The organism is Undibacterium sp. Rencai35W, assembly GCF_049340185.1.
In the GTDB taxonomy this organism is placed as follows: Bacteria; Pseudomonadota; Gammaproteobacteria; order Burkholderiales; family Burkholderiaceae_D; genus Undibacterium.
Map to the genome: position 1 here is coordinate 86,037 of NZ_JBMPPC010000005.1, position 23,965 is coordinate 110,001.

A 23,965-nucleotide genomic window follows, 5' to 3' on the forward strand; every position below is an offset into this window, starting at 1 on the left:
CATTGTAGACGAACATCATCGATTATTCCAGAAAACCTCCTGAGACTGTTGACATTCCAAGTGGCATTGTAGTCATTGTGACGCCAGCAGACCCGGGATGATCCGCCTGCAGCAAGGAGACGTCGTTCTGACGCGCGTTGAGGTATCAAAGGGCTTAGCGCTTATTGATTATTGATGGGCAAGTTCGTAGTGCCGCTTAAAACTACGGACCGCCTCTACGCGAGCCTGATGGACGGCCGCACCTATCTGTTGTGGCTGTCCGGGGAAACGTTGTGCAATTTCGCCTGCCTGTACTTGCTGGGCTGCTTGCAGCGCCTGAGCCAGATAGTCTGCCTGCGGAAATTTTACGTCCGGTAAATTCGCACGACCAAAGCAATCGGATTGCGCAGCCTGTAATAATTCTAAAAACCGTTGCGGCTTGCGGAATGCATCGCTGCGTTCCAGCAGCGCCACGACGGTATCTGGCCGTAATTCCAGCGCACGGCCAATGTTGCCGTGATCGCGTGCGGTCATGATGGCAAGATCGCGGCAGTCATTCGGTATTTTTAAGCGCTGACAGAGCGCATCGACCAGATCGACACCGAGTTGCTCGTGCCCATGATGGCTAGGCCAAGCCGCAGCCGGGGTCGCGCCTTTTCCCAGATCATGCATCAGCGCGGCAAAGCGCACTGCCAGCGAGTAGCCTTGCTGTGCTGCGTAATCGACGACCATCATGACGTGTACGCCGGTATCGATTTCCGGATGATGTTTAGGCGGTTGAGGCACGCCCCACAAAACGTTTAACTCCGGTAGCAGACGCGCCAGTGCACCGCAATCACGCAAGACCTCAAACATGCGGGACGGACGTGCTTCCATCAACCCGCGCGCCAGCTCCTGCCAGACCCGTTCTGGCACCAGAGCATCGACTTCTCCGGCATGCACCATCTCTTGCATCAATTGATTGGTTTCGTCTGCCACGGTGAAGGCATGCGGCTCAACCGAAAAACGTGCGGCAAAACGTGCAACACGCAGGATACGGACCGGATCTTCGGTGAAAGCCGCTGAGACATGGCGAAACACTTTAGCCTGTAAATCACGCTGTCCGCCAAACGGATCGACGATACTGCCATCCTCATCCTGTGCCATCGCGTTAATACTCAGGTCACGACGGATCAGATCCTGTTCCAAGCTCACTCCGGCATCGGTATGGAATACAAATCCCTTGTAACCCGCCGCAGTCTTGCGCTCAGTCCGGGCCAGCGCATATTCTTCATGTGTTTTAGGGTGCAGAAATACCGGAAAATCTTTACCCACTGGCGTGTAGCCCAGTGCAAGCATGCTTTCCGGACTGGCGCCGACGACAACATAATCACGATCCTGTACCGGCAGACCGAGCAAACGATCCCGTACCGCACCGCCCACAATATAGATTTTCATTCTTAGGTTTGTATGGCGCTAATAGTCAGACCGCCGGGCGCGCATCATGGCCGGGCATTTCGTCGGTTTCGGCTTCGGCATCGCGTATCCATTCAGCCACTGCCGGATGCGCGGTTACGCGCTCGACATAGGCTTGCAACGCCGGTGCCAGCGACACCCCATAGGTGCGAAAGCGCATCACAACTGGCGCAAAATACGCGTCAGCAATCGAAAAATCGCCAAACAAAAACTGATGCGCACCATAACCGGACAGGCAGTCTTCCCAAATTTCGCTAATACGTCCGATGTCTGCCTGGGAGCCTATCGTGCGGCCTTTACCGTGCAGTTCTGCCCGGATATTCATCGGCATATCAAAACGCAAGGCTGCAAAACCAGAATGCATTTCAGCGCAGATGCTGCGTGCAATCGCTCTGGCCGCAACGTCTTCGGGCCATAGATTTTGTAATGGAAATTGTTCTGCTAAAAATTCACAAATCGCTAAAGAATCCCAGACAGTAATTTCGTTTGCGAGTAAAACCGGAACACGTCCTGCCAGTGAGTATTCAGAAATTTGCGAGGTCGTATTTGGCTTATCGAGCAGAATACGGATTTCTTCAAACGGAATGCCAAATGCTTTCAGTACGACCCATGGGCGCATGGACCATGAGGAGTAATTTTTATTCCCGATCACCAATTGCAGTGAGGGTTTTTTATCGCCAGAAAAGATGGCGGCGAGCGTAGTTTCTAATTCAGTATCTTGCATAAAGACCTTAAGGTAAATCGGAATCCGTCGCTGACATTCCTTTGGGAATTACTGTACCCAGACGAGCTTTCAGCGATTGGGGTTTTTTTTCAAATAATGCCGCGTAATAGGTTGCGTTAGACAGGACATTTTTGACGTAGCCGCGGGTTTCGGCAAACGGAATCGTTTCTGCGAAAATGGCTCCCTCGACCGGACGCGTCAGTGATGCGCGCCAGGCGCGTGGTCGCCCTGGGCCTGCGTTGTAAGCGGCAGATGCAAGGGCCTGCGAGCCACCCAGATCTGTCAATACCATATTCAGATAATTGGTGCCGAGCGCGATATTGGTGTCGATATCATTAACCTGGTCCGGTACGAAATTGCCGAGGCCGATTTTCTTCGCAACATAACGCGCAGTTGCCGGCATGATCTGCATCAGGCCAGAGGCGCCGACATGCGATTTCGCTGTCATGATAAAGCGTGACTCTTGCCGGATCAGACCATAGACCCACGCCATGTCGAGTCCCAGCGCCTGCGTCGTTTTATACATACTGTCATTAAACGGCGTTGGATAGCGCTGGCTAAAATCCATCTCCGCCTTGGTGCGGTCTGAGGTATTCACCATACGGTCGAGTAGATTGTTCTGGCGTGCTAATTCTGCCGCCGCAATATGCTGACGCTCATTCATTTTGCGCAGCTCCCAATTCCATTCGCGGGTGCCTTCGAAGCGCAAATTCATGGCATAAAACCGCAATGCCCGTTGCAATCCGGGGTTCTTCTCCATGGGTGCCAGTTCATCGGCGGTGACAGGTTTAACGGTCAAAGGAACGCCGATTTTCTGACCACGTTCTTCCAGCGCCAGCTGACCATAAAAGTGCAACTGATCAGCGATGCTGGCAAACATCGTCTGCGCTTCGTCGTTCTTACCTTCATTCTTCAGTGCCCGTGCATACCAATAGACCCAGGTCGGTTCATTTTTTAAGCTTGCAGGCATGGCGGCAATCGCACTTTTTACCAGCTTCCACTCACCTTCGCGCAAGGCTGTTCTGACCCGCCACTGATAGCCTTCCAGAGATAGATTTGCGCCGTCGGCACGTTGCCAGTAACCAAGCGCTTCAGGCTGTAATTTGAGCGAGGCTTGCAGTGCAATATGCGCCCATCCTTGTGCTTTTTCAGTATCGCTGAATTTGCCACTGTAGCGCGATAAGGTATCTGCTGCCTCATCGGGATCCGTCTTGGCCAGACGACCGAGCGCGATCAGGTAAAGCTCATGCGAGGCTTTACCAGCTTCTGGTGATTTTTTGAGTAAAGTGGTCGGCTTGTCGATGGCTGCTACGACTTGTTTCTCGGCGATATCTAACAGCTTCGCCAGCCTTTGCGCCAGCGGTAATGCACCGTTCTCGGCAGCGATACGCATTTGTGCCCACAGGTCAGCTTCATTGAACTGGCCATGTTCCGACAGATAGGTCACCAGCGAATAGCAACCGGCACCGTAATCGCGTGGTGCGGTGACCAGCGCGCGTGCCGCATCGGCGACTTTTTGCTGTTTGACGGCTTTGGACAGCAAGGCATAGCATTTGAGCTGTGTGTCGTCAGCGACAAGGAATTGCGGATATTGGACGTCAAACGTATCCCATTCGCCACGTTGACCGAGGATTAGCAGCCAGTCATTGCGCAGGCGGTCGGCGATGGCGCTGCCTTCATACTGCGTTAAAAAAGTCTGAAATTCGCTGGCAGAGGCAGTGCGGAGCCGGGTCTTGAGACGGTAATAGTCGACATAAGAGGGGATGTCAAAATTTTTCAGTGCTGCTGCATGGAGCTCTGCCTGGGTCGCATCATCATGCATGGCCGCATCGCGCAACGCCATAAAGCGATCATCGTCATTCACAAAACTCTTGTTGCTTTTTGCCGCTAGCGCATTAGTCTGCAAGGATAAAACTGCTACCATGCAAAGGCTGACTGGCAGGACGTATCTTCGTGCAAATTCTTGTCCGGACTGTGTGCTGCGACCGGCAATTTTCTTCATAGACCACATTTTCTACCGCTTCCATCATGATGTTTTTGACAGTATGACACAGCCCTTCCAGCAAGCAAGCCTGAGTCCGCAAAACAGCGGAAAATCCGGTACTCCAATCAGTCGCAGTATCTTGCGCAAGCAATTGCTTGATGCGCGTCGCGCCAGCAGTGCCGAAGAGCGGGCGCAATGGGATCATCAATTGGGGCAGCAAGTGATTGCTTGGTGTCAGCGGCACCAGATCAGCAGTCTCGGCGTATTCTGGCCTATTCAGGCCGAACCTGATCTGCGCGATTGTTATGCCCGCTTACACCAGATGCAAGTACAGCTTGCCTTGCCACTGGTGCTTGGCAAAGACAAGCCCTTACAGTTCCTGAGTTGGGCACCCGGAGACCTCATGGTGCAGGACGATTACGGGATTCCGGTACCGGCACAACGAGGGAAACTGAGCCAGCCTGATGCCTTGTTGATTCCTTGCGTAGGATTTAATTCTGCGAATTACCGGCTTGGATATGGCGGCGGATTTTATGACAGAACTCTGGCGCTTCTGCCGCGCCCAAAAACGCTGGGCGTCGCCTATGCGCTGGCGCAGGCGACATTTGCTGCGGAGTTGCATGACGTGGCATTAGATTTTGTGCTGACTGAAAGGATTGCAGGAAGTTTTTGAAGCAACTTAATTGAAATAACTTAACCGGTAGTGAGAGATTTCGTGATGTCACGCCTAGGTAAAATGCGGCTTGCCGGGCGAAAACGTGCGGTAAGCCGCATGAGCATTGCGGATTTCTTATCGGGAGTCTCTAAAAACTGCCAAATTAAAAAATCATCTCTCTAGAACTGACGTAAAAACCAAGACCTCTCACCACAGAGTCACAGAGAAAAACAAGAGTAAGCGGTAATGCCGCTCAGTTAAGCCTCAAACTTAAAGTTGTCATCCCTGCGCAGGCAGGGATCCGGCGTCTTTTGTCTTTTGGCAATGATGAAGCGAAGGGTGTGGATTAACTGAGTAGCATTATAAGTGAGCTGCTCCATAAAATATCGATTTAAGGGTTTTTAGAAGTTCTGCATCGGAAACGTCTGCATCATCTTTCAGCTTATCTTAAGTGTCCGTCGCTCAGCTCAAGTCACAAAATGATACATCGCCAGCCATCCGGCCAATAAAGCTAGACTTAACAAAAATAATCCAACCGCGCCGTTTGGCCGCAATACGCCAAAATAGGAAATGGCGATCGTTGCAACGCCTTTTTTACTTTGCTTCATGCCGCGCCAGCGCTGCCATCCCTTCATTGCCGACAGCACAAAAGTGAAGGTGGCGCATGACAATAACGTGACCCGGAACACATTGAGTAAATTGAGCTCGCCAAGCGAGATTTTTTTATAGATCAGGCCAATGATCGCCATGGCAATCGCTGCGCTGATAGAGATCGCGACATTCACGTACATGGTTTTGCGACTCGTCACGGCAGCATCTTCGAGTTCGCATTTCAGCATGTCGATTTTTTCATTGATCAGTGTTGAGGTCTCATGCTTGATCGCCAGAATCCGCTGATCAAGCGCTGCGCCTATCTGTTCGGTCGAGTAATCAATCAAGGCTTTGATGTCATCCTTGGTCATGCTGCGCTGATTATGAATTTCGTCTGACAGCACTCCAATATTGCGATCAATTTGCGCACCGGCTTGCTGGATCACTTGTGAGAGTTCGGTGCTGACTTGCTGTATCGAACGATCCACCAGCGGCGCTACATTTCGCTCGATCAGACGTTCCATGGATTGCTCAAAATCGCTGGAAGCCTGTTTTAAATTGAGAAGATCTAAGCCCATGAATTGCCTTCGCGAATGCTTACATGTAGATGCGCTGATGTCCGGAGGGACGGCTGATTGGTACGGTCTTCGCGCAATATGGTGGTCGTCAAACTGCTAGATGGCGGTAATAACGTGAATTCCAAGGGGGTATTACATGCATGAGGTTACACGCTGATTGCGATGTTTTTTAATTTCAACACCATTCCGCAGTGCTCATGCGCTCTCTGGCGTGTTTTTGCCTCGCAAGCCGCATGAATGCTGCGGTATTCATTTTTAAAATGATTAAAAACGAATTTAAAAAACGAACTTAAAAAACGAATTAAAAAATACTTTTCCAATTATTTGGACATACTCTGATTAATTTCATCGATCGCATCCGCGTCCAGATGCGCGATGTCGCCCCAGGACAATAATTCTAGCCCGTTTGCTAACGTGCTGTCGTAACGAAAACGATTGATGCTGGCGTTGTAGATGGTGACGTCGCGGGGGGCGTTCAATGGCAGATTCTTGGCGGCGCGATAGGCGCATTCGAGTACACCACCGTGCGCAACGAGGGCGATTTTTTTGCCTTCAAATTGTTTGCCGTAATGCAGAATGTGCGTGATGGCACGCTCATGAAACTGGCGTATGGTTTCACCCTGATTCTCGCCTGGCGGAAACGCTGCATCCGGATCGCGCGATTGCCAGGTCGCATACGCTTCCGGGAACTGGTGTGGAATCTCGCTATACAGAACACCTTCAAATCCGCCGAAGCAGCGCTCACGCAAACCAGCATCAATGCGTGTACTCAGTCCTTGTAGTCTGGCGATCTCACCGGCGGTCTGAACGGCTCGTTGTAAATCGCTGGAGACGATGGCATCGAGCTTTTCATTTTGCAATGCCCAAGCCAGTGCTTTAGCCTGACGTGTGCCTTCGGCATTCAGTGGAATATCGAGATGGCCTTGCAGGCGGCGCACGGCGTTCCAAGCGGTTTCGCCATGGCGGATTAAGAGAATTTCGGTCATAGACTTTTACAGGGTGGGCTTACTGGTGAGCCAGAACGTGACTGGACCATCGTTGGTCAGCGAGACTTTCATATCGGCGCCAAACTGACCGGTCGCAACATGCTCATGTTTTGACGCTGCCTGCTGCACCACATAATCGAAAAGGCGTTTCGCTTCATCGGGTGGTGCGGCTGGTGTGAATGAAGGACGGGTGCCGGAGTTCGTGTCGGCCGCCAGAGTGAATTGCGGTACCAGTAACAAGCCGCCCCTGGTATCCGTCAGGCTGCGATTCATCTTGCCTGCATCGTCGGAGAAGACCCGGTATGCGAGCAGTTTTTTGAGCAAGGCATCGGCTTGACTCTCGCTGTCGCCGCGTTCCGCGCACAACAGTACCAGCAGACCCGCATCAATCGCGCCAATGGTATGGCCATCGACGACGACTTTAGCTTCTGTGACTCGCTGCAATAAGGCGATCATGCAGACAGGGTGATTTTGGCGAATTTACGCTTGCCGACTTGCAATACAAAGGTGCCTGCTTCAATTTTCACTGCCTTATCACTGATAACGGCACCATCCAGACGCACGCCACCCTGATCGATCATCCGCATCGCATCAGAGGTAGAAGGGCAGAGATTCGCTTGCTTCAGTAACTGCGCGATAGCGATAGGTGCGCCACTCAGGCTGATCTCTGGCACGTCGTCGGGAATCCCGCCTTTGGAGCGATTGACGAAATCGGCCAGTGCATCTTCTGCCGCTTGCCGGGAATGGAAGCGTGTCACGATTTCTTGTGCAATGGCGACCTTGATATCGCGCGGATTCTGACCTTCTGCGACGGCTTTTTTATAGGAGGCAATTTGTTCCAGAGAGCAGAACGATAGCAACTCGTAATAACGCCACATCATGGTATCGGAGATGCTCATGATTTTGGCGAACATGGTGTTGGCCGGTTCAGTAATCGCGATGTAGTTGTTCTTGGATTTGGACATTTTTTCGACACCGTCCAGACCTTCCAACAAAGGCATGGTCAAGATACATTGCGGCTCTTGCCCGTAATCTTTTTGTAATTCGCGGCCAACCAGGAGGTTGAATTTTTGATCCGTTCCACCCAGCTCCAGATCCGAATGCAGCGCAACGGAATCGTAGCCTTGCATTAGAGGATACAAGAATTCATGAATAGAGATCGGCGTGCCTGCTTTAAAACGCTTGGTGAAATCATCGCGTTCCATCATGCGTGCTACGGTGTATTTTGATGACAACTGAATCATGCCGCGTGCACCAAGCGGATCGCACCATTCTGAGTTGTAGCGAATCTCGGTTTTTGCCGGATCGAGTACCAGACTCGCTTGTTTGAAATAGGTTTGTGCGTTTTCTTCGATCTGTTCGCGCGTCAGCGGCGGACGAGTTGCATTACGCCCTGATGGATCGCCGATCATGGAGGTAAAGTCACCGATCAAAAAAATCACGTTATGGCCCAGATCTTGCAACTGACGCATCTTGTTCAATACAACCGTGTGGCCAAGGTGCAAATCTGGTGCAGTCGGATCGAGACCGAGCTTGATGCGCAAAGGCTTGCCAGATTGTTCACTGCGAGCGAGTTTCTGGGCGAATTCGGACTCGATCAGGAGTTCATCGACCCCGCGTTTAGTCACGGCCAGCGCATGTTGTACCGCATCGGATAAAGGCAGAGTGACCGGAGTAGATTTGAGATTGTTGGCGTTAGTTTGTGTAGAAGTCATGTTGATTTTTTATACATCGATTTTTTGTAACACTGCTAGTCGAATGAGTACCGCAAGCCCATAATCGGCGTTTCGTTTTAAAAGGTTTCGCTAAGGTATTGCCAGGGTTTTGCTATATAATCACGCGACCTTTTCAGTGCATCAGAATTCAGTAGTACAGACAGAAATAGCTAAAAAATAGCAAATAAATAATTGTGTTTCGCTAAAGATGGTTCACACGCTGGTTCACACTCAATGAACAACTAAGTGAAGATCTAAATGAGCAGCAATTATTTACTGATTAATCACTTCGACAAAACGCTATTCATCAGAATTTTGTCGGTAAAAACAGTTAATTTTAACTTATTGCATGCGTCTATCAGATAATTTCCATCATTTAACTTCTGGCAGCAGGCTGTTGTTCGGCACCACGCGCACCTCACGTATCGTTTCGGTGTGCGGATTGTTTTTTGCCGTGTGCGCTTTTGGTGCAGTCGGTGTGGCACCGATGGCACCTGACGCTTCTGATCTGCCGGTCAAGAAGATTACCCAACAACTCGCTTTGCCTCAGCTCGATGAGCAGATCGCCGCTCTGGAAGAGCACGAGCAGCATTTCATCCGCGAAGAAAAAGTCTTGCGCGGCGATACCTTGAGTGCCTTGTTATTGCGTCTCGGTGTTGATGACAGCGAAGCCAGTGATTTCATGAAATCCGATACGACGGCCCGTAGCCTGATGCAATTGCGCGCCGGTAAATCTGTACGAGCCCAGACGAACGACGAGGGCGAACTGGAGTGGCTGCAGGCGACTTTGCTGGATAACAATGACAAACCAGCGCGCAGTATCACGGTTACCCGCGATGCGAACGGCAAATTGATCGCGTCCGACACGAATGCGAAACTGGAAAAGCGCGTGGAGATGCGTTCCGGCGACATCCGTTCTTCTTTGTTCGCTGCGACGGATGATGCGCAGATTCCGGACAATATTGCGACCCAGATCGTCAGCATGTTTGAAACGAATGTTGATTTTCGCTACCTCCAACGCGGCGATCATTTTAATGTGGTGTATGAGACTTTCTGGCAAAACGGCGAGTTCGTTAAAACTGGCCGCGTCTTGGCCGGTGAGTTCAGCAATGCCGGTAAAATATTTCAATCCGTCTGGTTTGACGAGTCCCCTAACAGTGGCGGCTACTATAGCTTTGATGGCAAGTCGCTGAAAAAAGCCTTCCTCAAATCGCCATTGGAATTCACTCGCGTCTCATCGGGATTTTCGATGCGCGTACATCCGATTTCCGGTCAATGGAAAGCGCATAAAGGTGTGGACTTTGCCGCAGTAACGGGCACGCCTATTCGTGCTTCCGGTGATGGTGTTGTCGATACGGCAGGGCCAAGCGGCGGCTACGGTAATCTGGTTGTGATTAAACACTGGAATAATTACAGCACAGCCTATGCACACATGAGCCGCTTTGCACCGGGCATTCACAAAGGCAGCAAGGTAGCGCAGGGCGAAGTGATCGGTTATGTCGGTACGACAGGCTGGTCAACCGGGCCACATTTACACTATGAGTTCCGCGTCAATAATGAGGCACGTGATCCCATGTCGATCAGCGTACCGAGCGCTCCGCCGCTGGCTGGTGCGGATTTGCCACGGTTTAAAACGGTGGCCGATGAGATGTCCCATCGTTTCGCTTTATTACGTCCTGAACGCATGGCGGAAACCGTGAAGCTCGCATCCAGATAGTGTGTCTGCGGTGACAGTGCGATTACAATACAGGGCCGAACTGCATGTTCGGCCTTTTTCTTTTTCACGGAATTACGCGAAGCCACCCAGCTCCTCGCCGTCCTAAAGTTGCGGTCTTCGTCGTTACGCCGCACCGGGACAATGTTGCGTAAATCCTATTTCAGATGCCAGCAATGAATAAATTAGACAGCGCAGTCAACAATCTATATATCGGCCTGATGTCGGGCACCAGCCTGGATGGTGTGGATGGCGTTGCGGTCATTTTGCCAGCGACGGGAGAACACTCTGCGATGCGCTTGCTGGCAAGTTCTTATGTGCCGTTTTCCGATACGCTGCGAGCTGAGGTGATGGCCTTGCAGCAATCCGGTGAAAACGAAATTCATCGCGAGGCAATGGTTGCCAATGCTTTGGTAGAACGCTACGCGGCCTGTGTTGCTGACTTGCAGCAGCAACTCTCAGGCGATCCGATGACGTTCACTCTTGTAGCTGATGCAGCAACTGAATTAGCAACTGAATTAGCAACTGAATCAGTAACTAAATCGGTGGCTGTACGTGCAATCGGTGTGCACGGTCAGACCATACGGCATCGTCCAGAATTAGGCTACACGTGGCAGACGAATAATCCTGCCTTACTTGCCGAGTTGAGCGGGGTTGATGTGATTGCAGATTTTCGTAGCCGTGATATTGCCGCAGGAGGGCAGGGTGCACCGCTGGTACCGGCGTTTCACCGGGCTATTTTTGGGCTCTCCGGTCATTGTCGTGTGGTTGCCAATATCGGTGGTATTAGCAATATCAGTATCCTGCATGCGGATGGTTCAACCACAGGTTTTGATACCGGCCCGGGTAATGTTCTGATGGACGCCTGGATTGCACAGCATCAGGCAAAAACCTACGACGCCCATGGTGACTGGGCTAGCCAGGGACAGGTACATGAGGCCTTGTTTGCTGCCTTGTGTGATGAGGATTTTTTACGTCAGATGCCACCGAAAAGCACTGGCCGTGATCTGTTCCGCATGGAATGGATGAATGCAAAATTACATGCGTTCCCTGAGGTGCCGGCGGTCGATGTACAAGCGACTTTATGCGAGTTCACTGCGCAGACCTTAGCCGATGCGATCCTGACGTATGCGCCGGATGTCAGCAGCGTTTATATCTGCGGTGGCGGTGCGTATAACCGGTATTTAATGCAACGTATCGCGGCGCAACTACACCTTCGCCAGTCGTCGGCTGCACTTGCTACAACGGAGGATTTGGGTGTTTCACCGCATCATGTTGAGGCGCTTGCATTTGCCTGGCTGGCGCAGCAGTTTATGCTGGGTTTGCCAGGGAATTTGCCTGACGTGACCGGAGCCAAAGCACAGCGTATCTTGGGCGCTTTGTACCCTGCATAAAATCATTGCAGGAATCGATCTCGCTAGTTATGATTATCAGCGAAGCAATCGCTTCAACGTCGCTCGGACGGATCCGGGCGCTTACGTACAATTGAGATCATGACAAATACAGTTACTCCGCCGGGACGGGGTTATTCCCAAGCTTATTCCTTTTCCCGTATCAATCGTCTTCCCCCTTACGTCTTTAATATCACTGCCGAACTCAAGATGGCTGCACGTCGCCGTGGCGAGGATATTATCGATATGTCGATGGGTAACCCCGATGGTGCTACGCCAGCGCACATTGTTGCCAAACTGGTTGAAGTGGCGCAGCGGCCTGATACGCATGGCTATTCGGCATCCAAAGGCATACCGCGCTTACGTCGTGCGATTGCGCACTGGTACAAGGCGCGCTATGACGTCGATTTGAATCCTGATTCAGAAGCAATCGTCACGATAGGTTCTAAAGAAGGGCTCGCGCATCTCATGCTGGCGACGCTGGATAAAGGCGATACGGTACTCGTCCCGAATCCCAGCTACCCGATTCATATTTATGGTGCTGTCATTGCCGGCGCGGATATCCGTTCCATCCGCATGAGTCCGGGTGTCGATTTTTTTGCGGAACTGGAACGAGCGATACGTGAAAGTTACCCTAAGCCGAAAATGATGATCTTCGGTTTTCCATCGAATCCGACGGCGCAATGTGTCGAGCTGGAATTCTTTGAACGTGTGGTGAAACTGGCGAAAGAACACAGTATTTTAGTGGTCCACGATCTCGCTTATGCAGACATCGTGTTTGATGGCTGGAAAGCGCCATCCATCATGCAGGTACCGGGTGCGCGTGATGTCGCAGTTGAATTTTTTACGCTGTCTAAGAGCTATAACATGGCTGGCTGGCGTATTGGTTTTATGGTCGGGAACAAAGAACTGGTCGCTGCTCTGGCACGTATTAAGAGCTATCATGACTATGGTAGTTTTACGCCGGTACAGGTCGCCGCGATTGCTGCTCTGGAGGGCGATCAGACCTGCGTGAACGAGATTCGCGACAAGTATCAGCGCCGTCGTGATGTGCTGGTGAAGGGCTTGCATGAGCTGGGCTGGATGGTCGATACACCAAAAGCCTCGATGTATATCTGGGCGCATATCCCTGAACAGTATCGTCAGCTTGGTTCACTGGAATTTGCAAAGCAGGTATTAGAAAAAGCACGTCTCTGTGTTTCTCCTGGCATCGGTTTTGGAGAATATGGTGATGAGTACGTACGCTTTGCCCTGATTGAAAATGAGGCGCGAATACGGCAGGCATTACGTGGTCTGAAGAAGATGTTTGCGGAAGACGGTCTGACGGTATAGCCAGATCGCAGGGTAGTCCAGGCGACCCGGATGACATGCGCCTACACGTGATATGAGTCATATGTGTAGTACGGCGCCTGGATTTTATTCACATTTTGATCGATAACGACATGCAACGGATTAATATTTCTCTCGGAGGTTCCCAGTTCTCCCGCATTGCACTGGGCTTATGGCGTCTGGCTGACTGGAATATGACGCCGCAGCAGCGCGTGACGCTGATTGAGCAGGCACTGGAGTTGGGTATCACCACGACGGACCATGCGGATATCTATGGCAATTACCAGTGCGAGCGGCTGTTTGGCGAAGCGCTGGCGATCGCCCCGCATCTGCGCAATAAAATAGAAATCGTCAGCAAATGCGGTATCAAACTGGTGTCAGATCAGCGGCCTGCACACCGTATACAGCACTACGATACCAGTCGTACACATATCATTTCTTCTGCGGAAAATTCTTTGCGCCAGATGCAGATTGATACACTGGATTTGTTGCTGATACATCGCCCCGATCCATTAATGCATGCAGATGAAATGGCAGAAGCTTTCCATTATTTGCAAAAGAGCGGCAAGGTCAGACATTTTGGCGTATCGAATTTTACCCCGGCGCAGTTTGAATTATTGGCATCCCGTTTCCCGCTTGTGACGAATCAAGTGGAACTATCCCTGATGCATTTGCCGCCTTTGCATGACGGCACACTCGACCAGTGTCAGCGTCTGGGCATTGCACCGATGATCTGGTCTGCACTGGCGGGCGGTCGCTTATTTGGTGATGAGAGTGAGCGCGGTGTACGCGTACGTCAGGCTTTGCAATCTGTTGCAGAGCAGTTGCACGTATCGCCGTCAACGGTCGCGATTGCCTGGATATTGCAGCATCCTTCCAGGCCCGTGGTACTCACTGGCTCAGGACGTATTGCCGCAATCAAAGAGGCAGCGCAGGCGACCAGCATTCATCTGACGCGCGAACAATGGTTCACCTTGTGGTGTGCATCCGCAGGCAAGAGTGTTGATTAGGAATTGATTAGAAATAACGAAGAATCGTTGGAGCGTGCTGGAAATTGCTTAGACTTATGTAAATAAGCAATGAGATGCGTGGATTCGGATTGCTGTCGCTTTGGCGATGCACAGGCTTTATAGAGAAACAATGCTCTCAGCACAGAACCATAAAGGCTCAGGCGAAAAACAGGCTTCATAGAGTGAATATTGATACGAAACCGTAAGCGGGACGCGCCTTCTGGCATGAAATGCCTTGGAAAGGCTCATCCTGCTTGCGGATTCAATCGCGAGAATTCCTAAAAATCCTGTAATCGATTAATCGGTATTTCATGGAAACGCTTACCCCTGTTTTTTCTTTGTAGCTCCGCTGTCTCTGAAACACGGCAACGCAAGACGGTATCCGACAGATAGTGCTGGCATTTCCCAAATGTCGCTGTTAATGTTATTGCATACTATATTGATCATATTTTTGTTGGTACCGGCCAAGTGATGCTTTCCAGTAAGTCGTAATTTCTTTGTCGCAGTAAGCGTCATCATATTGGCGACAGACGCTTGATCGGATCACTTTTTTTTTGCGCAGAAACACCTCTCACCTGATTGATGGAGGGATAGTTTGGCGATTCTCTTGCAATGGATACGCAATCACTTCCTGATCGGTCAGTCAGGCGTGACTGACATGCAGCAATGGCGTGCGCAAGTTTTATCCGCCGTTCTATTTGTCGCATTTGCCTTGGGCGCTGTCACGGCGATTCCCAGTATTCTGCTTGCCTTAAAACAAGGCTTACTTTCCATCGTTGCGATTGATCTGTTTGCCCTTGCCTGGGTCGGGATGTTGTGGCTCAAGCCACAATTGCCATTTCTTTTCCGTGCCTGGAATTTACTGATACTGCTGTACCTGTTAGGCGTCTGGTTTTTACTTACGGTCGGCTCGGTCAGTCAGATCTATTTGATGGCATTTCCTGTGATGGCGGCGTTATTGGTGGGTTTTCGTCCTGCGGTCATCGCCTTGTTCTGGAATGCAATATCCATGCTGTGTATTGGTTATTTTTTTAACGCGAATTTGCATATTGAAAAATACGATGACCAGCCATTTATTCAGTGGATTGTTATCACACTGAATTTTACTTTTATCAGTTCGGTGATTACGATTTCTTGCGGTGTTTTGCTGCAACGTCTTGAGCGCTCACTGAAGGAGCAACTGGCAATCGCTACTTCGCTGAAGGTCGAGCAATCGAATTTGCGTGCAGCAAATACGGCGCTGCGCTTAAACGCGGTCGCACTTGCGCGTCTTAATGACATCGTCTTGATTATGGATGTGGGATCCGGCGCAGAGCATCAGATTGTTTTTGTGAACGATGCGTTCGAACGCAAAACCGGTTATACCCTAAGTGAAGTGCTGGGCCAAACCACCAGCATCTTGCACGGGCCGAACACACAGACGGCGGAGCTGAGCAGAATTGCAGAGGCATTTAAGTCCGGTGCATCAGTGCATGCCGAGTTGATCAAATATACCAAGTTTGGCGAAGAATTCTGGGTTGAAATGGATGTTGTTCCACTGGAAGACGATAAAGGTTCTGCAAGCCATTGGGTTGCCGTAGAGCGTGATATTACGGAACGAAAAAAAGCCGAGCAGCAGTTATATCAGCTGGCTTATTTTGACGTGCTGACGGGCTTGCCAAACCGGCGCCTGCTGATGGACAGGCTCGATATCTTGCTTGCCACTGCACGACGTACGGGACTGGTCAGTGCCGTCTTGTTTATTGATCTCGATCATTTTAAATACATCAATGATGCCCGCGGCCATGCCGTCGGTGATTCTTTGCTGGTACACGTCACTCAACGATTAAAGTCCTTATTACGAGAAGTTGATACAGTAGCGCGGATTGGCGGCGATGAGTTTGTGGTCGTCATTTCGAATATCGCCAGTGATATCAGTGCGGGCGCATTAAGTGCATTGGCGGTGGCTGAAAAAATCAGAGCCGCGATCGCGGATCCCTTCGACATTGACGGACAGGTATACAACTCAGGCTGTAGTATCGGCGTCACTTTGTTACCAAAGGCAGAACAAAATACGGATGACTTATTGCGTGAAGCCGATACCGCAATGAATCGCGCTAAGGCTGCAGGACGGAATCAAATTGCCTTCTTTGAGGCGACCATGCAGTCTGAAGTCGAGCAGCGTCTGATTCTCACCAGAGACCTGGCAAAGGCACTGCATGAGGGGCAACTGCATATGGTGATGCAGGCTCAGGTCAATCATGAAGGAAAGCCCGAAGGTGCCGAATTACTGATGCGCTGGGTTCATCCCGAACGTGGTCCGGTTTCTCCGGCTCTGTTTATTCCGATTGCAGAAGAATCCGGCATGATTGTCCAGTTGGGTGACTGGGCGTTATTGCAGGGTTGCCTGGCATTGCTGCATCTGGAACAGGCCGGGTGGCTGCTGACCTTATCGATTAATGTCAGTCCAAAACAATTCAGACAAGCCGATTTTGTGGATAAAGTCATCGCCGTATTGAACGAAACCGGCGCCCCGGCAGCACGTCTGGTGCTGGAAGTCACTGAGGGATTATTGATCCATAATCTGCAAGAAACCGTAGAGCGCATGCATGCTCTGGCGGCATTGGGTGTGCGGTTCTCGATTGATGATTTTGGCACGGGATATTCGAGTCTCGCCTATCTGAAAAAGCTACCGATCTATGAACTGAAAATCGATAAAAGTTTTGTCGACGACACACCCGGCGATCCGAATGATACGGCGATTGTGCAGTCGATTTTATCGATGGCCAGCCACCTAGGATTGCGTGTGGTTGCGGAGGGCGTAGAGACGCAGCAGCAGGCAGATTTCCTGATCGAGAGTGGCTGTGCCAGTTTGCAGGGATACTTGTATTGCCGGCCAATATCGATCAACGGATGGCTAGAAAAAAATCCCTCAGTCGACATGCATGTCTACATCGGGGATTGATATGTCTGACGCATCCAGTTAATAAATAACTGGACTTCAGGTCGGATAATCGCCTGAGCTTCGTGCACCAGATAATAGGCATGAGGCGGGGTGGCGAGTTGTGTATCGAATAGGCGCACGACGTCGCCTCGTTCTATCATTTCCTGAGCGAAATGCTGGCGCGTCAGGCCGATGCCGTGGCCGTGCTTGACCGCTTCCAATAGCAAGCCTAGGTCGTCGACACGTAAGCCAGTGGTCGGTTCTGGCCATTCCAGTCCGGCGACTTCAAACCAGGGTTGCCAGGGTTCTAGTGCTGAGCGTAATAGCTTGGCATGCTGCAGGTCTGCTGGATGTTGAATCGCCGGAATCGTGTTTAAATATGCCGGACTGGCGACGGCAAAAGACGGCTCTACAAATAATTTTTCTGTCACCAGATTAGGATATTCTCCTGCACCAAAACGAATCTCGACATCGCTTTCTGACAGGCTCAGATCGTATAACGGGACGAACAAAAAAATTTCAATTTCTATGTCTGGATGCAATGCAGTAAAACTCGCCAGACGCGGCATAAACATATAGCGCGCAAAAGTTGGCGGCAAGGTGACTTTGACGCGCAACTGTTTTTGCATTGCTTTGTGTGGCAACGGAAAATCTGACAAGGTTCGTAAAGCCGTACGTACCACATCAAGATAGCGGCGGCCGAATTCGGTCAGTGTGACGCTGCGACCTTCTCGGACAAACACACGCTCACATAAGTGTTCTTCCAGCAGACGGATGCGATGAGATAAGGCAGAGGGAGTGATGCAAAGCTCTTCTGCTGCTACCGCGAATGAGGCGTGGCGGGCAGCGGCTTCAAAGGCGGATAAGGCGTGTACTGGCGGTAAGCGTGTTGCCATTATTGGTGTCCGTAGGTCGTTAGTGTTTTAGTGTTTTTTGGTTAAATTAGTGGTGCCGTTTGCGCTGGTCTTTATAACGACAGGTATACGCATATTCGGCCTGATATCTGAGTTCATCATTGCGTTTTTGCCGGGCATGACATATCTGCGTCCCATTGGATGATTTTGCCGGGATTCATGATGTTGTACGGATCAAAAGCCTGCTTTAAGGCGCGCATCATGTCGATCGCATCCTGACCATGCTCTTCAATCAGAAATGCCATTTTATGCATGCCCACGCCGTGCTCACCTGTACATGTGCCGTCCATGGCAAGAGCGCGTGTCACCATGCGGCTGTTGATGCCTTCCGCTTTGGCGACATCGGCCGAATCATGTGGGTCAATCATCATCAGGACGTGAAAATTACCATCTCCGACGTGACCGATAATCGAGTAAATGATGTCGTGGCGTTCGCAATCGGTCTGGGTGTCGAGTATGCATTCTGCAAGGCGCGAAATCGGTACGCAACAATCGGTCGAGATGGCACGTGCGCCCGGACGCAGCTGCAGCAGCGCGAAATAGGCATTATGCCGCGCAGCCCAAAGACGCGAACGATCTTCCGGATGCGTGGCCCATTCAAAGCCACCTGCACCGTGATTCGCCGCGATCTCTTGTACGAGTTCAGCCTGTTCCTGCACGCTGTGCTGGCTGCCATGAAATTCAAAAAGCAGTAAAGGTTTTTCCGGCAAACTGAGTTTGTCGTATGCATTGATGGCACGCACACCGTTTTCATCAAGAAACTCGACGCGCGCTACCGGCACTCCCATCTGTATTGTCTGGATCACGGTGTTGACCGCATCGGCAGCGCTGGTAAAGCTGCATACCGCTGCTGAAATCGCCTCCGGCAAAGGGTAGAGCCTGACGGTGACTTCGGTGATGATGCCTAAGGTTCCCTCGCTACCGACGAACAGTCTGGTCAGATCGTAGCCTGCGGAGGATTTTTTAGCGCGTGAGCCGGTTTGAATGATGCGGCCATCGGCGGTGACGACTGTCAGCGCCAGCACGTTTTCTCGCATGGTGCCATAGCGCACGGCGTTCGTACCGGAGGCGCGTGTCGCTGCCATTCCGCCGATTGATGCATCGGCACCAGGGTCGATAGGAAAAAATAAACCGGTGTCTTTGATCTCGGTGTTGAGTTGTTTGCGGGTCACACCGGCCTGAACCGTTGCGGTTAAATCTCCGGCATGGACGGCAACCATCCGGTTCATTTGCGACAGATCAATCGTGACGCCGCCGCGCAAGGCGAGGACATGTCCTTCCAGTGATGAGCCGGCACCATACGGAATCATCGGGATCTGATAATAATGGCAGAGCCGGGCAATTGCTGCGACTTCGTCTGTCGTCTGGGCATATACCACGACGTCGGGCGGCATCGGATCGTAGGAAGATTCGTCTCGTCCATGATGCTCACGCACAGCCAGCGAGGTAGTGCAGCGATCCTCAAGCAGAACCTTGAGCGCTTGCAATAATGCATCAGGCAGCGGTTTTTTAATCGATGCGAGTTTGGCGGACTGGTTCATAGCGATGGTCCCGAAAGGATTCAGTCGTCCATTATGATGCGTTCCTCAAAAAAATGCCGTATCCTGCGGACATCAAACAACGAATAAACTTCTTGCTATAGGTAATCATGGGTAACCGACTTTCAAAAATTGCCACCCGCACCGGTGATGCAGGTACTACCGGCTTAGGTGACGGCAGCCGTATTGATAAAGATGCTTTGCGTGTGCATGCGATGGGTGATGTGGATGAACTGAATTCACAGATTGGTGTATTGCTATGTGAAGATTTGCCAGAAAAAATGCACCATGCGCTGGTATCGATTCAGCATGATTTGTTCGATATGGGTGGTGAGCTCTGCATTCCGGGTTACACCATGATCACCGAAGCCCAGGTCGAACGTCTGGATGCCTTGCTGGCGCATTACAACGCGGATCTGGAGCCGCTGCGGGATTTTATTTTGCCGGGTGGTTCGCGTGCAGCGGCGATTGCGCATGTTTGCCGCACCGTTTGCCGTCGTGCGGAGCGTGCGATTGTGAGCGTCGGTAAGGCGGAGCAAATCAATGAGCATCCGCGTCAATACATGAATCGCTTATCAGATCTCTTATTCGTTTTGTCGCGTGTCCTGAATCGCTATGCCGGTGGGAGTGATGTCCTCTGGGAAAAGGAAAGGCAGCGCTGATCGCTGTGTAGGCGGAGCGTGCGTGAAGGCATATTGTAGATGCCGGATTACTGCGTCAGCGGCTGAGACAGGTGTCGGGATGTATGCGGTAATGTCTGTTTAAATGAATGTTTAAACGAATGTTGAAATATCGTTTAATAAGATACTCCCCATTATTTTATTGAAATCTGGCTTGATCCGCTTTGTTTTCAAGGTGTGTGTCAATATACTTATGAGGAGTATATGGACAATCCACTACAGTGTCCGTTAAGTCCATACACTGCTGGCACGGCATCTGATCAAAATAAAAAGCCACGTCTGCAACAGCGCAGCGTGGCTTTTTTGTGGATGTCCGGTTCAAACTTCAGATTTCACAGCGCCTGTGTGGCGGCATGTCTGCGTGAACTGAAGTTGCTGGCGAGCTGGATTTCCTCTTTAATTGTTCACGACAAGTTTTGGTGTGTCGGGGGCAAATTTTTTGCGGATGGACGCTTCAATGCCGGGAGCATCCAGGCCACATTGCGCGAGCAGAATTACCGGATCACCGTGATCGACAAACTGATCAGGCAAGCCAAGAATTAACAGCGGTTTGTTGATGCCTGCCTCGGCCATCGCCTCTGCTACTGCTGAGCCAGCGCCGCCCATCACGGTACCTTCTTCGACTGTCACGATGAACTCATGACTTGCCGCGATGCTTGCCAGCATCTCTGTATCCAATGGTTTGACGAAGCGCATATTGACGACCGTAGCGTCGAGCTTGTCCGCTGCTTTCAGGCTAGGCTGAACCATGGAACCGAATGCCAGAATCGCGATGCGCTGTCCCTGGCGACGTAACTCCGCTTTGCCGATCGGCAGGGTCGTCAATTCCGACGACATCGCTGCGCCAACGCCTGCGCCGCGCGGGTAGCGGATCGCTGCCGGACCGGGATAATGGAAGCCAGTTGACAGCATCTGGCGGCATTCGTTTTCATCGGAGGCGGCCATGACCACCATATTCGGAATACACCGCAAATAGGCCAGATCATAATTGCCTGCGTGAGTCGCCCCGTCGGCACCAACCAGCCCGGCGCGGTCCAGCGCAAAGGTGACGTCGAGATTTTGTAATGCGACGTCATGGATTAATTGATCATAAGCTCGTTGCAAGAAGGTCGAATAGATCGCGACGACGGGCTTCAAACCCTCACACGCCATACCACCGGCGAACGTTACCGAGTGCTGTTCGGCGATGCCGACATCGTAATAGCGGGAGGGAAATTTTTGTTCGAACTCAACCATGCCCGAGCCTTCACGCATCGCCGGTGTAATGCCAACCAGCCGCGGATCGGCGGCGGCCATATCGCATAACCAGTTGCCGAATACCTGGGTATACGTTTGTTTGGCCGGAGCGGTTGACGGCTTGATGCCCTCGGCCGGATTGAACTTGCCCGGGCCGTGATACAGAATCGGATCGGCTTCGGCAAGTTTATAACCCTGGCCTTTTTTGGTCACCACATGCAGAAATTGCGGACCTTTGAGGTTCTTCAGATTTTGCAACGTTGGTACGAGTGAATCGAGGTCGTGGCCGTCGATAGGGCCGATGTAATTGAAACCGAATTCCTCAAACATCGTCGCCGGAACGATCATGCCTTTTGCATGTTCTTCAAAGCGTTTTGCTAGCTCCAGCATCGGCGGTGGCAGGACAGATTTACCCACGTTGCGCGCTGCTGCATAGAATTTACCTGACATCAACCGCGCTAGATAACGGTTCAGCGCACCGACCGGCGGTGAGATCGACATGTCGTTGTCGTTCAGGATGACTAGCAAATTAATATCGTCGTACACACCGGCATTGTTGAGAGCCTCAAACGCCATGCCAGCCGTCATCGAACCATCGCCGATAATCGCTACCGAATGACGGTCTTCGCCCTTGGTTTTTGCTGCGAGTGCCATGCCGAGCGCTGCCGAAATCGATGTCGACGAATGGGCCGTGCCAAAGGTGTCGTATTCACTTTCCACACGACGCGGGAAGCCGGAAATACCGTCGAGCTGACGCAAGGTGTGCATGCGATCGCGGCGACCGGTCAAGATTTTATGTGGATAAGTCTGATGGCCGACGTCCCAGACCAGGCGATCTTCCGGCGTCTGGAATACATAGTGCAGAGCAATCGTCAGTTCTACGGTACCCAGATTGGATGACAAGTGACCGCCGGTTTTGGAAACGGAATCAATCACAAAATGTCGTAGCTCATCTGCCAGCGGCTTCAGCTGGGAGCGCGAGAGTTTGCGTAAGTCGTCCGGGGAATTGATGGTATCGAGTAAATTCATATTACGCTTTCCGCTGCACAATCAGATCTGCGAGGCTGCGCAGCATGTGAGCTTTTTCTCCAAAGGGCAATAACGCTGCGTGGGCGTCTTTGCATAATTTTTGTGCGAGTTCCTGTGAGGCGCTTAAGCCAAGCAGTGATACATACGTCGGTTTGTTGTCTGCTGCATCTTTGCCTGCGGTTTTGCCGAGTGTTGCCGAGTCTGCGGTGGCATCGAGCACATCATCCACGACCTGAAACGCCAGGCCGATGGCACTCGCATACGCATCCAGTGCCGCGATCTCATCGTCATCCAAAGTTTTGCCACTCATCGCACCGAGCAAGACCGAGGCACGCAATAAGGCGCCGGTTTTTAAACGATGCATCTGCTCTAATTGCTCTATCGTCAGCGCTAAGCCGACGCTGGCCAGATCGATTGCCTGACCGCCGCACATGCCGGTTGATCCTGCTGCCTGTGCTAACAAACGTAGCATTGCTAAACGTGCTGCAGGATCGCCTTCGCCTTCCGAGAGTACTAGAAATGCCTGGGCTTGCAATGCATCGCCTACCAGCAGGGCGGTTGCTTCGTCGTATTTAACATGGACTGTAGGTTTGCCGCGGCGCAGGGCATCATCATCCATGCAGGGCATGTCGTCATGTACTAGCGAGTAAGCGTGAATCATCTCTAACGCGCATGCCGCTCTTGCCAATACCTCAGCAGGGGCATCGAACAAGCGGCCTGCGGCAAATACCAGCAGTGGTCGCACGCGTTTGCCACCGTCCAGCGCCGCATACCGCATTGCCTCATGCAGTTTGGCCGGAATGACATCGCCGGCTGGCAGGAAGAATGCTAATGCCTCTTCACATTGCTGCTGGGTGGATGTCATCCAATGGCGAAAATCCTGATTCAGATCCGCATGGCTCATGAGTTGGCCTCGTCGTTGCTGTCAGCGGAAAAAGGTTTCAGCATACCGGCTTCTAAGACTTTGACTTGCTGCTCGACTTTGTCCAGCTGGCTGGCGCAGTATTTAATCAGCTCCGAACCACGTTGGTAAGCACTTACAGAAGCTTCTAGCGGCAATTCGCCAGCTTCCATTTGCGCGACCAGTTCAGAGAGTTCTGACATGGCGGCTTCAAATGATTCTGGCTGACCGGTGCCTGACGATTTTTTTGGCATATAAATAGCAGATGCAAATTAAGATTAACCCTGCATTTTAGTGCAAAGCTTGCCGATAAATGAGGATTACTATTTTTTGCCAGGGATTTTGGCAATATTTTTGTTGTTAAGCTCTCGTTACTAAGCTTCTGTTGCTAAGAGCCGGAAGTATCTGGTGATGCTGTTTTGTATTTAATTTTTACTTACTCATGTGCTTAATCCCGTCCTTACTATTGAGCTGATGAGCTGATTTAAAATGTGAGCTGACGAGAACTGCCTTTTTTGTCGCATCTGGTAACAAAATTTGTGCAAAAAAGTGACGTAAATTGCGTTTCAAACATTTCCACATGGAAATTAATCGCCTATAGTGCAAACAAGTTGGTTTCTTTTGCGCATTTTT

19 protein-coding genes are annotated in these 23,965 nt (G+C 51.3%); 7 read left to right on the plus strand and 12 right to left on the minus strand.

Annotated elements, in window-relative coordinates; all coding sequences use genetic code 11:
* Positions 1-168 precede the first annotated feature (168 nt).
* Genes ACO0K3_RS12295 through ACO0K3_RS12305 form a run of 3 tightly spaced genes read right to left on the minus strand, consistent with a single transcriptional unit; the run spans position 169 to position 4,160 of the window.
* Complete coding sequence (locus tag ACO0K3_RS12295; protein WP_422984971.1) at positions 169-1,416, minus strand: multifunctional CCA addition/repair protein; 1,248 nt, start codon at positions 1,414-1,416, stop codon at positions 169-171.
* A gap of 25 nt (positions 1,417-1,441) precedes the next feature.
* The gene (locus tag ACO0K3_RS12300; RefSeq protein WP_422960259.1) at positions 1,442-2,158 is read right to left on the minus strand and encodes a glutathione S-transferase family protein; all 717 of its coding nucleotides are present in this window, start codon (positions 2,156-2,158) and stop codon (positions 1,442-1,444) included.
* Positions 2,159-2,165: 7 nt separating this feature from the next.
* The gene (locus ACO0K3_RS12305) at positions 2,166-4,160 is read right to left on the minus strand and encodes a transglycosylase SLT domain-containing protein (protein WP_422984973.1); all 1,995 of its coding nucleotides are present in this window, start codon (positions 4,158-4,160) and stop codon (positions 2,166-2,168) included.
* A 43-nt stretch (positions 4,161-4,203) separates the two neighbouring features.
* On the opposite strand from ACO0K3_RS12305, the gene ACO0K3_RS12310 reads away from it, so the two are divergent.
* Complete coding sequence (locus ACO0K3_RS12310) at positions 4,204-4,815, plus strand: 5-formyltetrahydrofolate cyclo-ligase (RefSeq protein ID WP_422984975.1); 612 nt, start codon at positions 4,204-4,206, stop codon at positions 4,813-4,815.
* A 449-nt stretch (positions 4,816-5,264) separates the two neighbouring features.
* Here the strand turns inward: ACO0K3_RS12310 and ACO0K3_RS12315 are convergent, their stop codons facing one another.
* The 4 genes from ACO0K3_RS12315 to tyrS form a co-directional block, all read right to left on the minus strand.
* Positions 5,265-5,966, minus strand: a complete 702-nt coding sequence (locus ACO0K3_RS12315; RefSeq protein ID WP_422984977.1) for a hypothetical protein — start codon at positions 5,964-5,966, stop codon at positions 5,265-5,267.
* A 320-nt stretch (positions 5,967-6,286) separates the two neighbouring features.
* Entirely contained in the window at positions 6,287-6,952 is a 666-nt protein-coding gene (locus ACO0K3_RS12320) for a histidine phosphatase family protein (protein ID WP_422960263.1), read from the minus strand.
* Between the two features lie 6 nt (positions 6,953-6,958).
* Positions 6,959-7,408: a D-aminoacyl-tRNA deacylase gene (dtd, locus tag ACO0K3_RS12325; protein WP_422984979.1), complete on the minus strand. Its 450-nt coding sequence runs from the start codon at positions 7,406-7,408 to the stop codon at positions 6,959-6,961.
* Entirely contained in the window at positions 7,405-8,667 is a 1,263-nt protein-coding gene (gene tyrS / locus ACO0K3_RS12330; RefSeq protein WP_422984981.1) for a tyrosine--tRNA ligase, read from the minus strand. Before tyrS ends, dtd begins: the two co-directional genes overlap by 4 nt.
* A 349-nt stretch (positions 8,668-9,016) precedes the next feature.
* Between tyrS and ACO0K3_RS12335 the strand changes: the two genes are divergently transcribed.
* From ACO0K3_RS12335 to ACO0K3_RS12355, 5 genes are all read left to right on the plus strand, one after another.
* Positions 9,017-10,384: a peptidoglycan DD-metalloendopeptidase family protein gene (locus tag ACO0K3_RS12335; protein WP_422984983.1), complete on the plus strand. Its 1,368-nt coding sequence runs from the start codon at positions 9,017-9,019 to the stop codon at positions 10,382-10,384.
* 173 nt (positions 10,385-10,557) lie between these two features.
* Complete coding sequence (locus tag ACO0K3_RS12340; protein ID WP_422984985.1) at positions 10,558-11,775, plus strand: anhydro-N-acetylmuramic acid kinase; 1,218 nt, start codon at positions 10,558-10,560, stop codon at positions 11,773-11,775.
* A gap of 99 nt (positions 11,776-11,874) precedes the next feature.
* A complete protein-coding gene (gene alaC / locus ACO0K3_RS12345) occupies positions 11,875-13,104 on the plus strand; it encodes an alanine transaminase (RefSeq protein ID WP_422984987.1) in 1,230 nt (409 codons plus the stop codon).
* A 110-nt stretch (positions 13,105-13,214) separates the two neighbouring features.
* The gene (locus ACO0K3_RS12350; RefSeq protein WP_422984989.1) at positions 13,215-14,111 is read left to right on the plus strand and encodes an aldo/keto reductase; all 897 of its coding nucleotides are present in this window, start codon (positions 13,215-13,217) and stop codon (positions 14,109-14,111) included.
* A 595-nt stretch (positions 14,112-14,706) separates the two neighbouring features.
* Entirely contained in the window at positions 14,707-17,055 is a 2,349-nt protein-coding gene (locus ACO0K3_RS12355) for a putative bifunctional diguanylate cyclase/phosphodiesterase (protein ID WP_422984991.1), read from the plus strand.
* On the opposite strand, the gene ACO0K3_RS12360 is transcribed toward ACO0K3_RS12355, so the two are convergent.
* Positions 17,040-17,930 (minus strand): LysR substrate-binding domain-containing protein, encoded by an 891-nt coding sequence (locus ACO0K3_RS12360; RefSeq protein ID WP_422984993.1) that lies wholly within the window; start codon positions 17,928-17,930, stop codon positions 17,040-17,042. The genes ACO0K3_RS12355 and ACO0K3_RS12360 overlap by 16 nt on opposite strands.
* A gap of 116 nt (positions 17,931-18,046) precedes the next feature.
* Positions 18,047-19,489 (minus strand): FAD-binding oxidoreductase, encoded by a 1,443-nt coding sequence (locus tag ACO0K3_RS12365; RefSeq protein WP_422984995.1) that lies wholly within the window; start codon positions 19,487-19,489, stop codon positions 18,047-18,049.
* A gap of 107 nt (positions 19,490-19,596) precedes the next feature.
* Between ACO0K3_RS12365 and ACO0K3_RS12370 the strand changes: the two genes are divergently transcribed.
* Positions 19,597-20,148: a cob(I)yrinic acid a,c-diamide adenosyltransferase gene (locus ACO0K3_RS12370; protein WP_422960274.1), complete on the plus strand. Its 552-nt coding sequence runs from the start codon at positions 19,597-19,599 to the stop codon at positions 20,146-20,148.
* A gap of 414 nt (positions 20,149-20,562) precedes the next feature.
* On the opposite strand, the gene dxs is transcribed toward ACO0K3_RS12370, so the two are convergent.
* Genes dxs through ACO0K3_RS12385 form a run of 3 tightly spaced genes read right to left on the minus strand, consistent with a single transcriptional unit; the run spans position 20,563 to position 23,586 of the window.
* Positions 20,563-22,431, minus strand: coding sequence for a 1-deoxy-D-xylulose-5-phosphate synthase (gene dxs / locus ACO0K3_RS12375; protein ID WP_422984997.1), 1,869 nt, complete (start codon positions 22,429-22,431; stop codon positions 20,563-20,565).
* A 1-nt stretch (position 22,432) separates the two neighbouring features.
* A complete protein-coding gene (locus ACO0K3_RS12380) occupies positions 22,433-23,335 on the minus strand; it encodes a polyprenyl synthetase family protein (RefSeq protein WP_422984999.1) in 903 nt (300 codons plus the stop codon).
* Positions 23,332-23,586 (minus strand): exodeoxyribonuclease VII small subunit, encoded by a 255-nt coding sequence (locus ACO0K3_RS12385; protein ID WP_422985001.1) that lies wholly within the window; start codon positions 23,584-23,586, stop codon positions 23,332-23,334. Before ACO0K3_RS12385 ends, ACO0K3_RS12380 begins: the two co-directional genes overlap by 4 nt.
* Positions 23,587-23,965 lie beyond the last annotated feature (379 nt).

Bases quoted from the DNA above. Each gene is read 5' to 3' on its own strand.
- ACO0K3_RS12300 (WP_422960259.1), bottom strand. From the start codon at position 2,158: ATGCAAGATACTGAATTAGAAACTACGCTCGCCGCCATCTTTTCTGGC.
- ACO0K3_RS12335 (WP_422984983.1), top strand. From the start codon at position 9,017: ATGCGTCTATCAGATAATTTCCATCATTTAACTTCTGGCAGCAGGCTG.
- ACO0K3_RS12305 (WP_422984973.1), bottom strand. From the start codon at position 4,160: ATGAAGAAAATTGCCGGTCGCAGCACACAGTCCGGACAAGAATTTGCA.
- dtd (WP_422984979.1), bottom strand. From the start codon at position 7,408: ATGATCGCCTTATTGCAGCGAGTCACAGAAGCTAAAGTCGTCGTCGAT.
- ACO0K3_RS12295 (WP_422984971.1), bottom strand. From the start codon at position 1,416: ATGAAAATCTATATTGTGGGCGGTGCGGTACGGGATCGTTTGCTCGGT.
- ACO0K3_RS12380 (WP_422984999.1), bottom strand. From the start codon at position 23,335: ATGAGCCATGCGGATCTGAATCAGGATTTTCGCCATTGGATGACATCC.
- ACO0K3_RS12320 (WP_422960263.1), bottom strand. From the start codon at position 6,952: ATGACCGAAATTCTCTTAATCCGCCATGGCGAAACCGCTTGGAACGCC.
- ACO0K3_RS12350 (WP_422984989.1), top strand. From the start codon at position 13,215: ATGCAACGGATTAATATTTCTCTCGGAGGTTCCCAGTTCTCCCGCATT.
- ACO0K3_RS12385 (WP_422985001.1), bottom strand. From the start codon at position 23,586: ATGCCAAAAAAATCGTCAGGCACCGGTCAGCCAGAATCATTTGAAGCC.
- ACO0K3_RS12340 (WP_422984985.1), top strand. From the start codon at position 10,558: ATGAATAAATTAGACAGCGCAGTCAACAATCTATATATCGGCCTGATG.
- dxs (WP_422984997.1), bottom strand. From the start codon at position 22,431: ATGAATTTACTCGATACCATCAATTCCCCGGACGACTTACGCAAACTC.
- ACO0K3_RS12310 (WP_422984975.1), top strand. From the start codon at position 4,204: ATGACACAGCCCTTCCAGCAAGCAAGCCTGAGTCCGCAAAACAGCGGA.
- ACO0K3_RS12315 (WP_422984977.1), bottom strand. From the start codon at position 5,966: ATGGGCTTAGATCTTCTCAATTTAAAACAGGCTTCCAGCGATTTTGAG.
- ACO0K3_RS12370 (WP_422960274.1), top strand. From the start codon at position 19,597: ATGGGTAACCGACTTTCAAAAATTGCCACCCGCACCGGTGATGCAGGT.
- alaC (WP_422984987.1), top strand. From the start codon at position 11,875: ATGACAAATACAGTTACTCCGCCGGGACGGGGTTATTCCCAAGCTTAT.
- ACO0K3_RS12360 (WP_422984993.1), bottom strand. From the start codon at position 17,930: ATGGCAACACGCTTACCGCCAGTACACGCCTTATCCGCCTTTGAAGCC.
- ACO0K3_RS12365 (WP_422984995.1), bottom strand. From the start codon at position 19,489: ATGAACCAGTCCGCCAAACTCGCATCGATTAAAAAACCGCTGCCTGAT.
- tyrS (WP_422984981.1), bottom strand. From the start codon at position 8,667: ATGACTTCTACACAAACTAACGCCAACAATCTCAAATCTACTCCGGTC.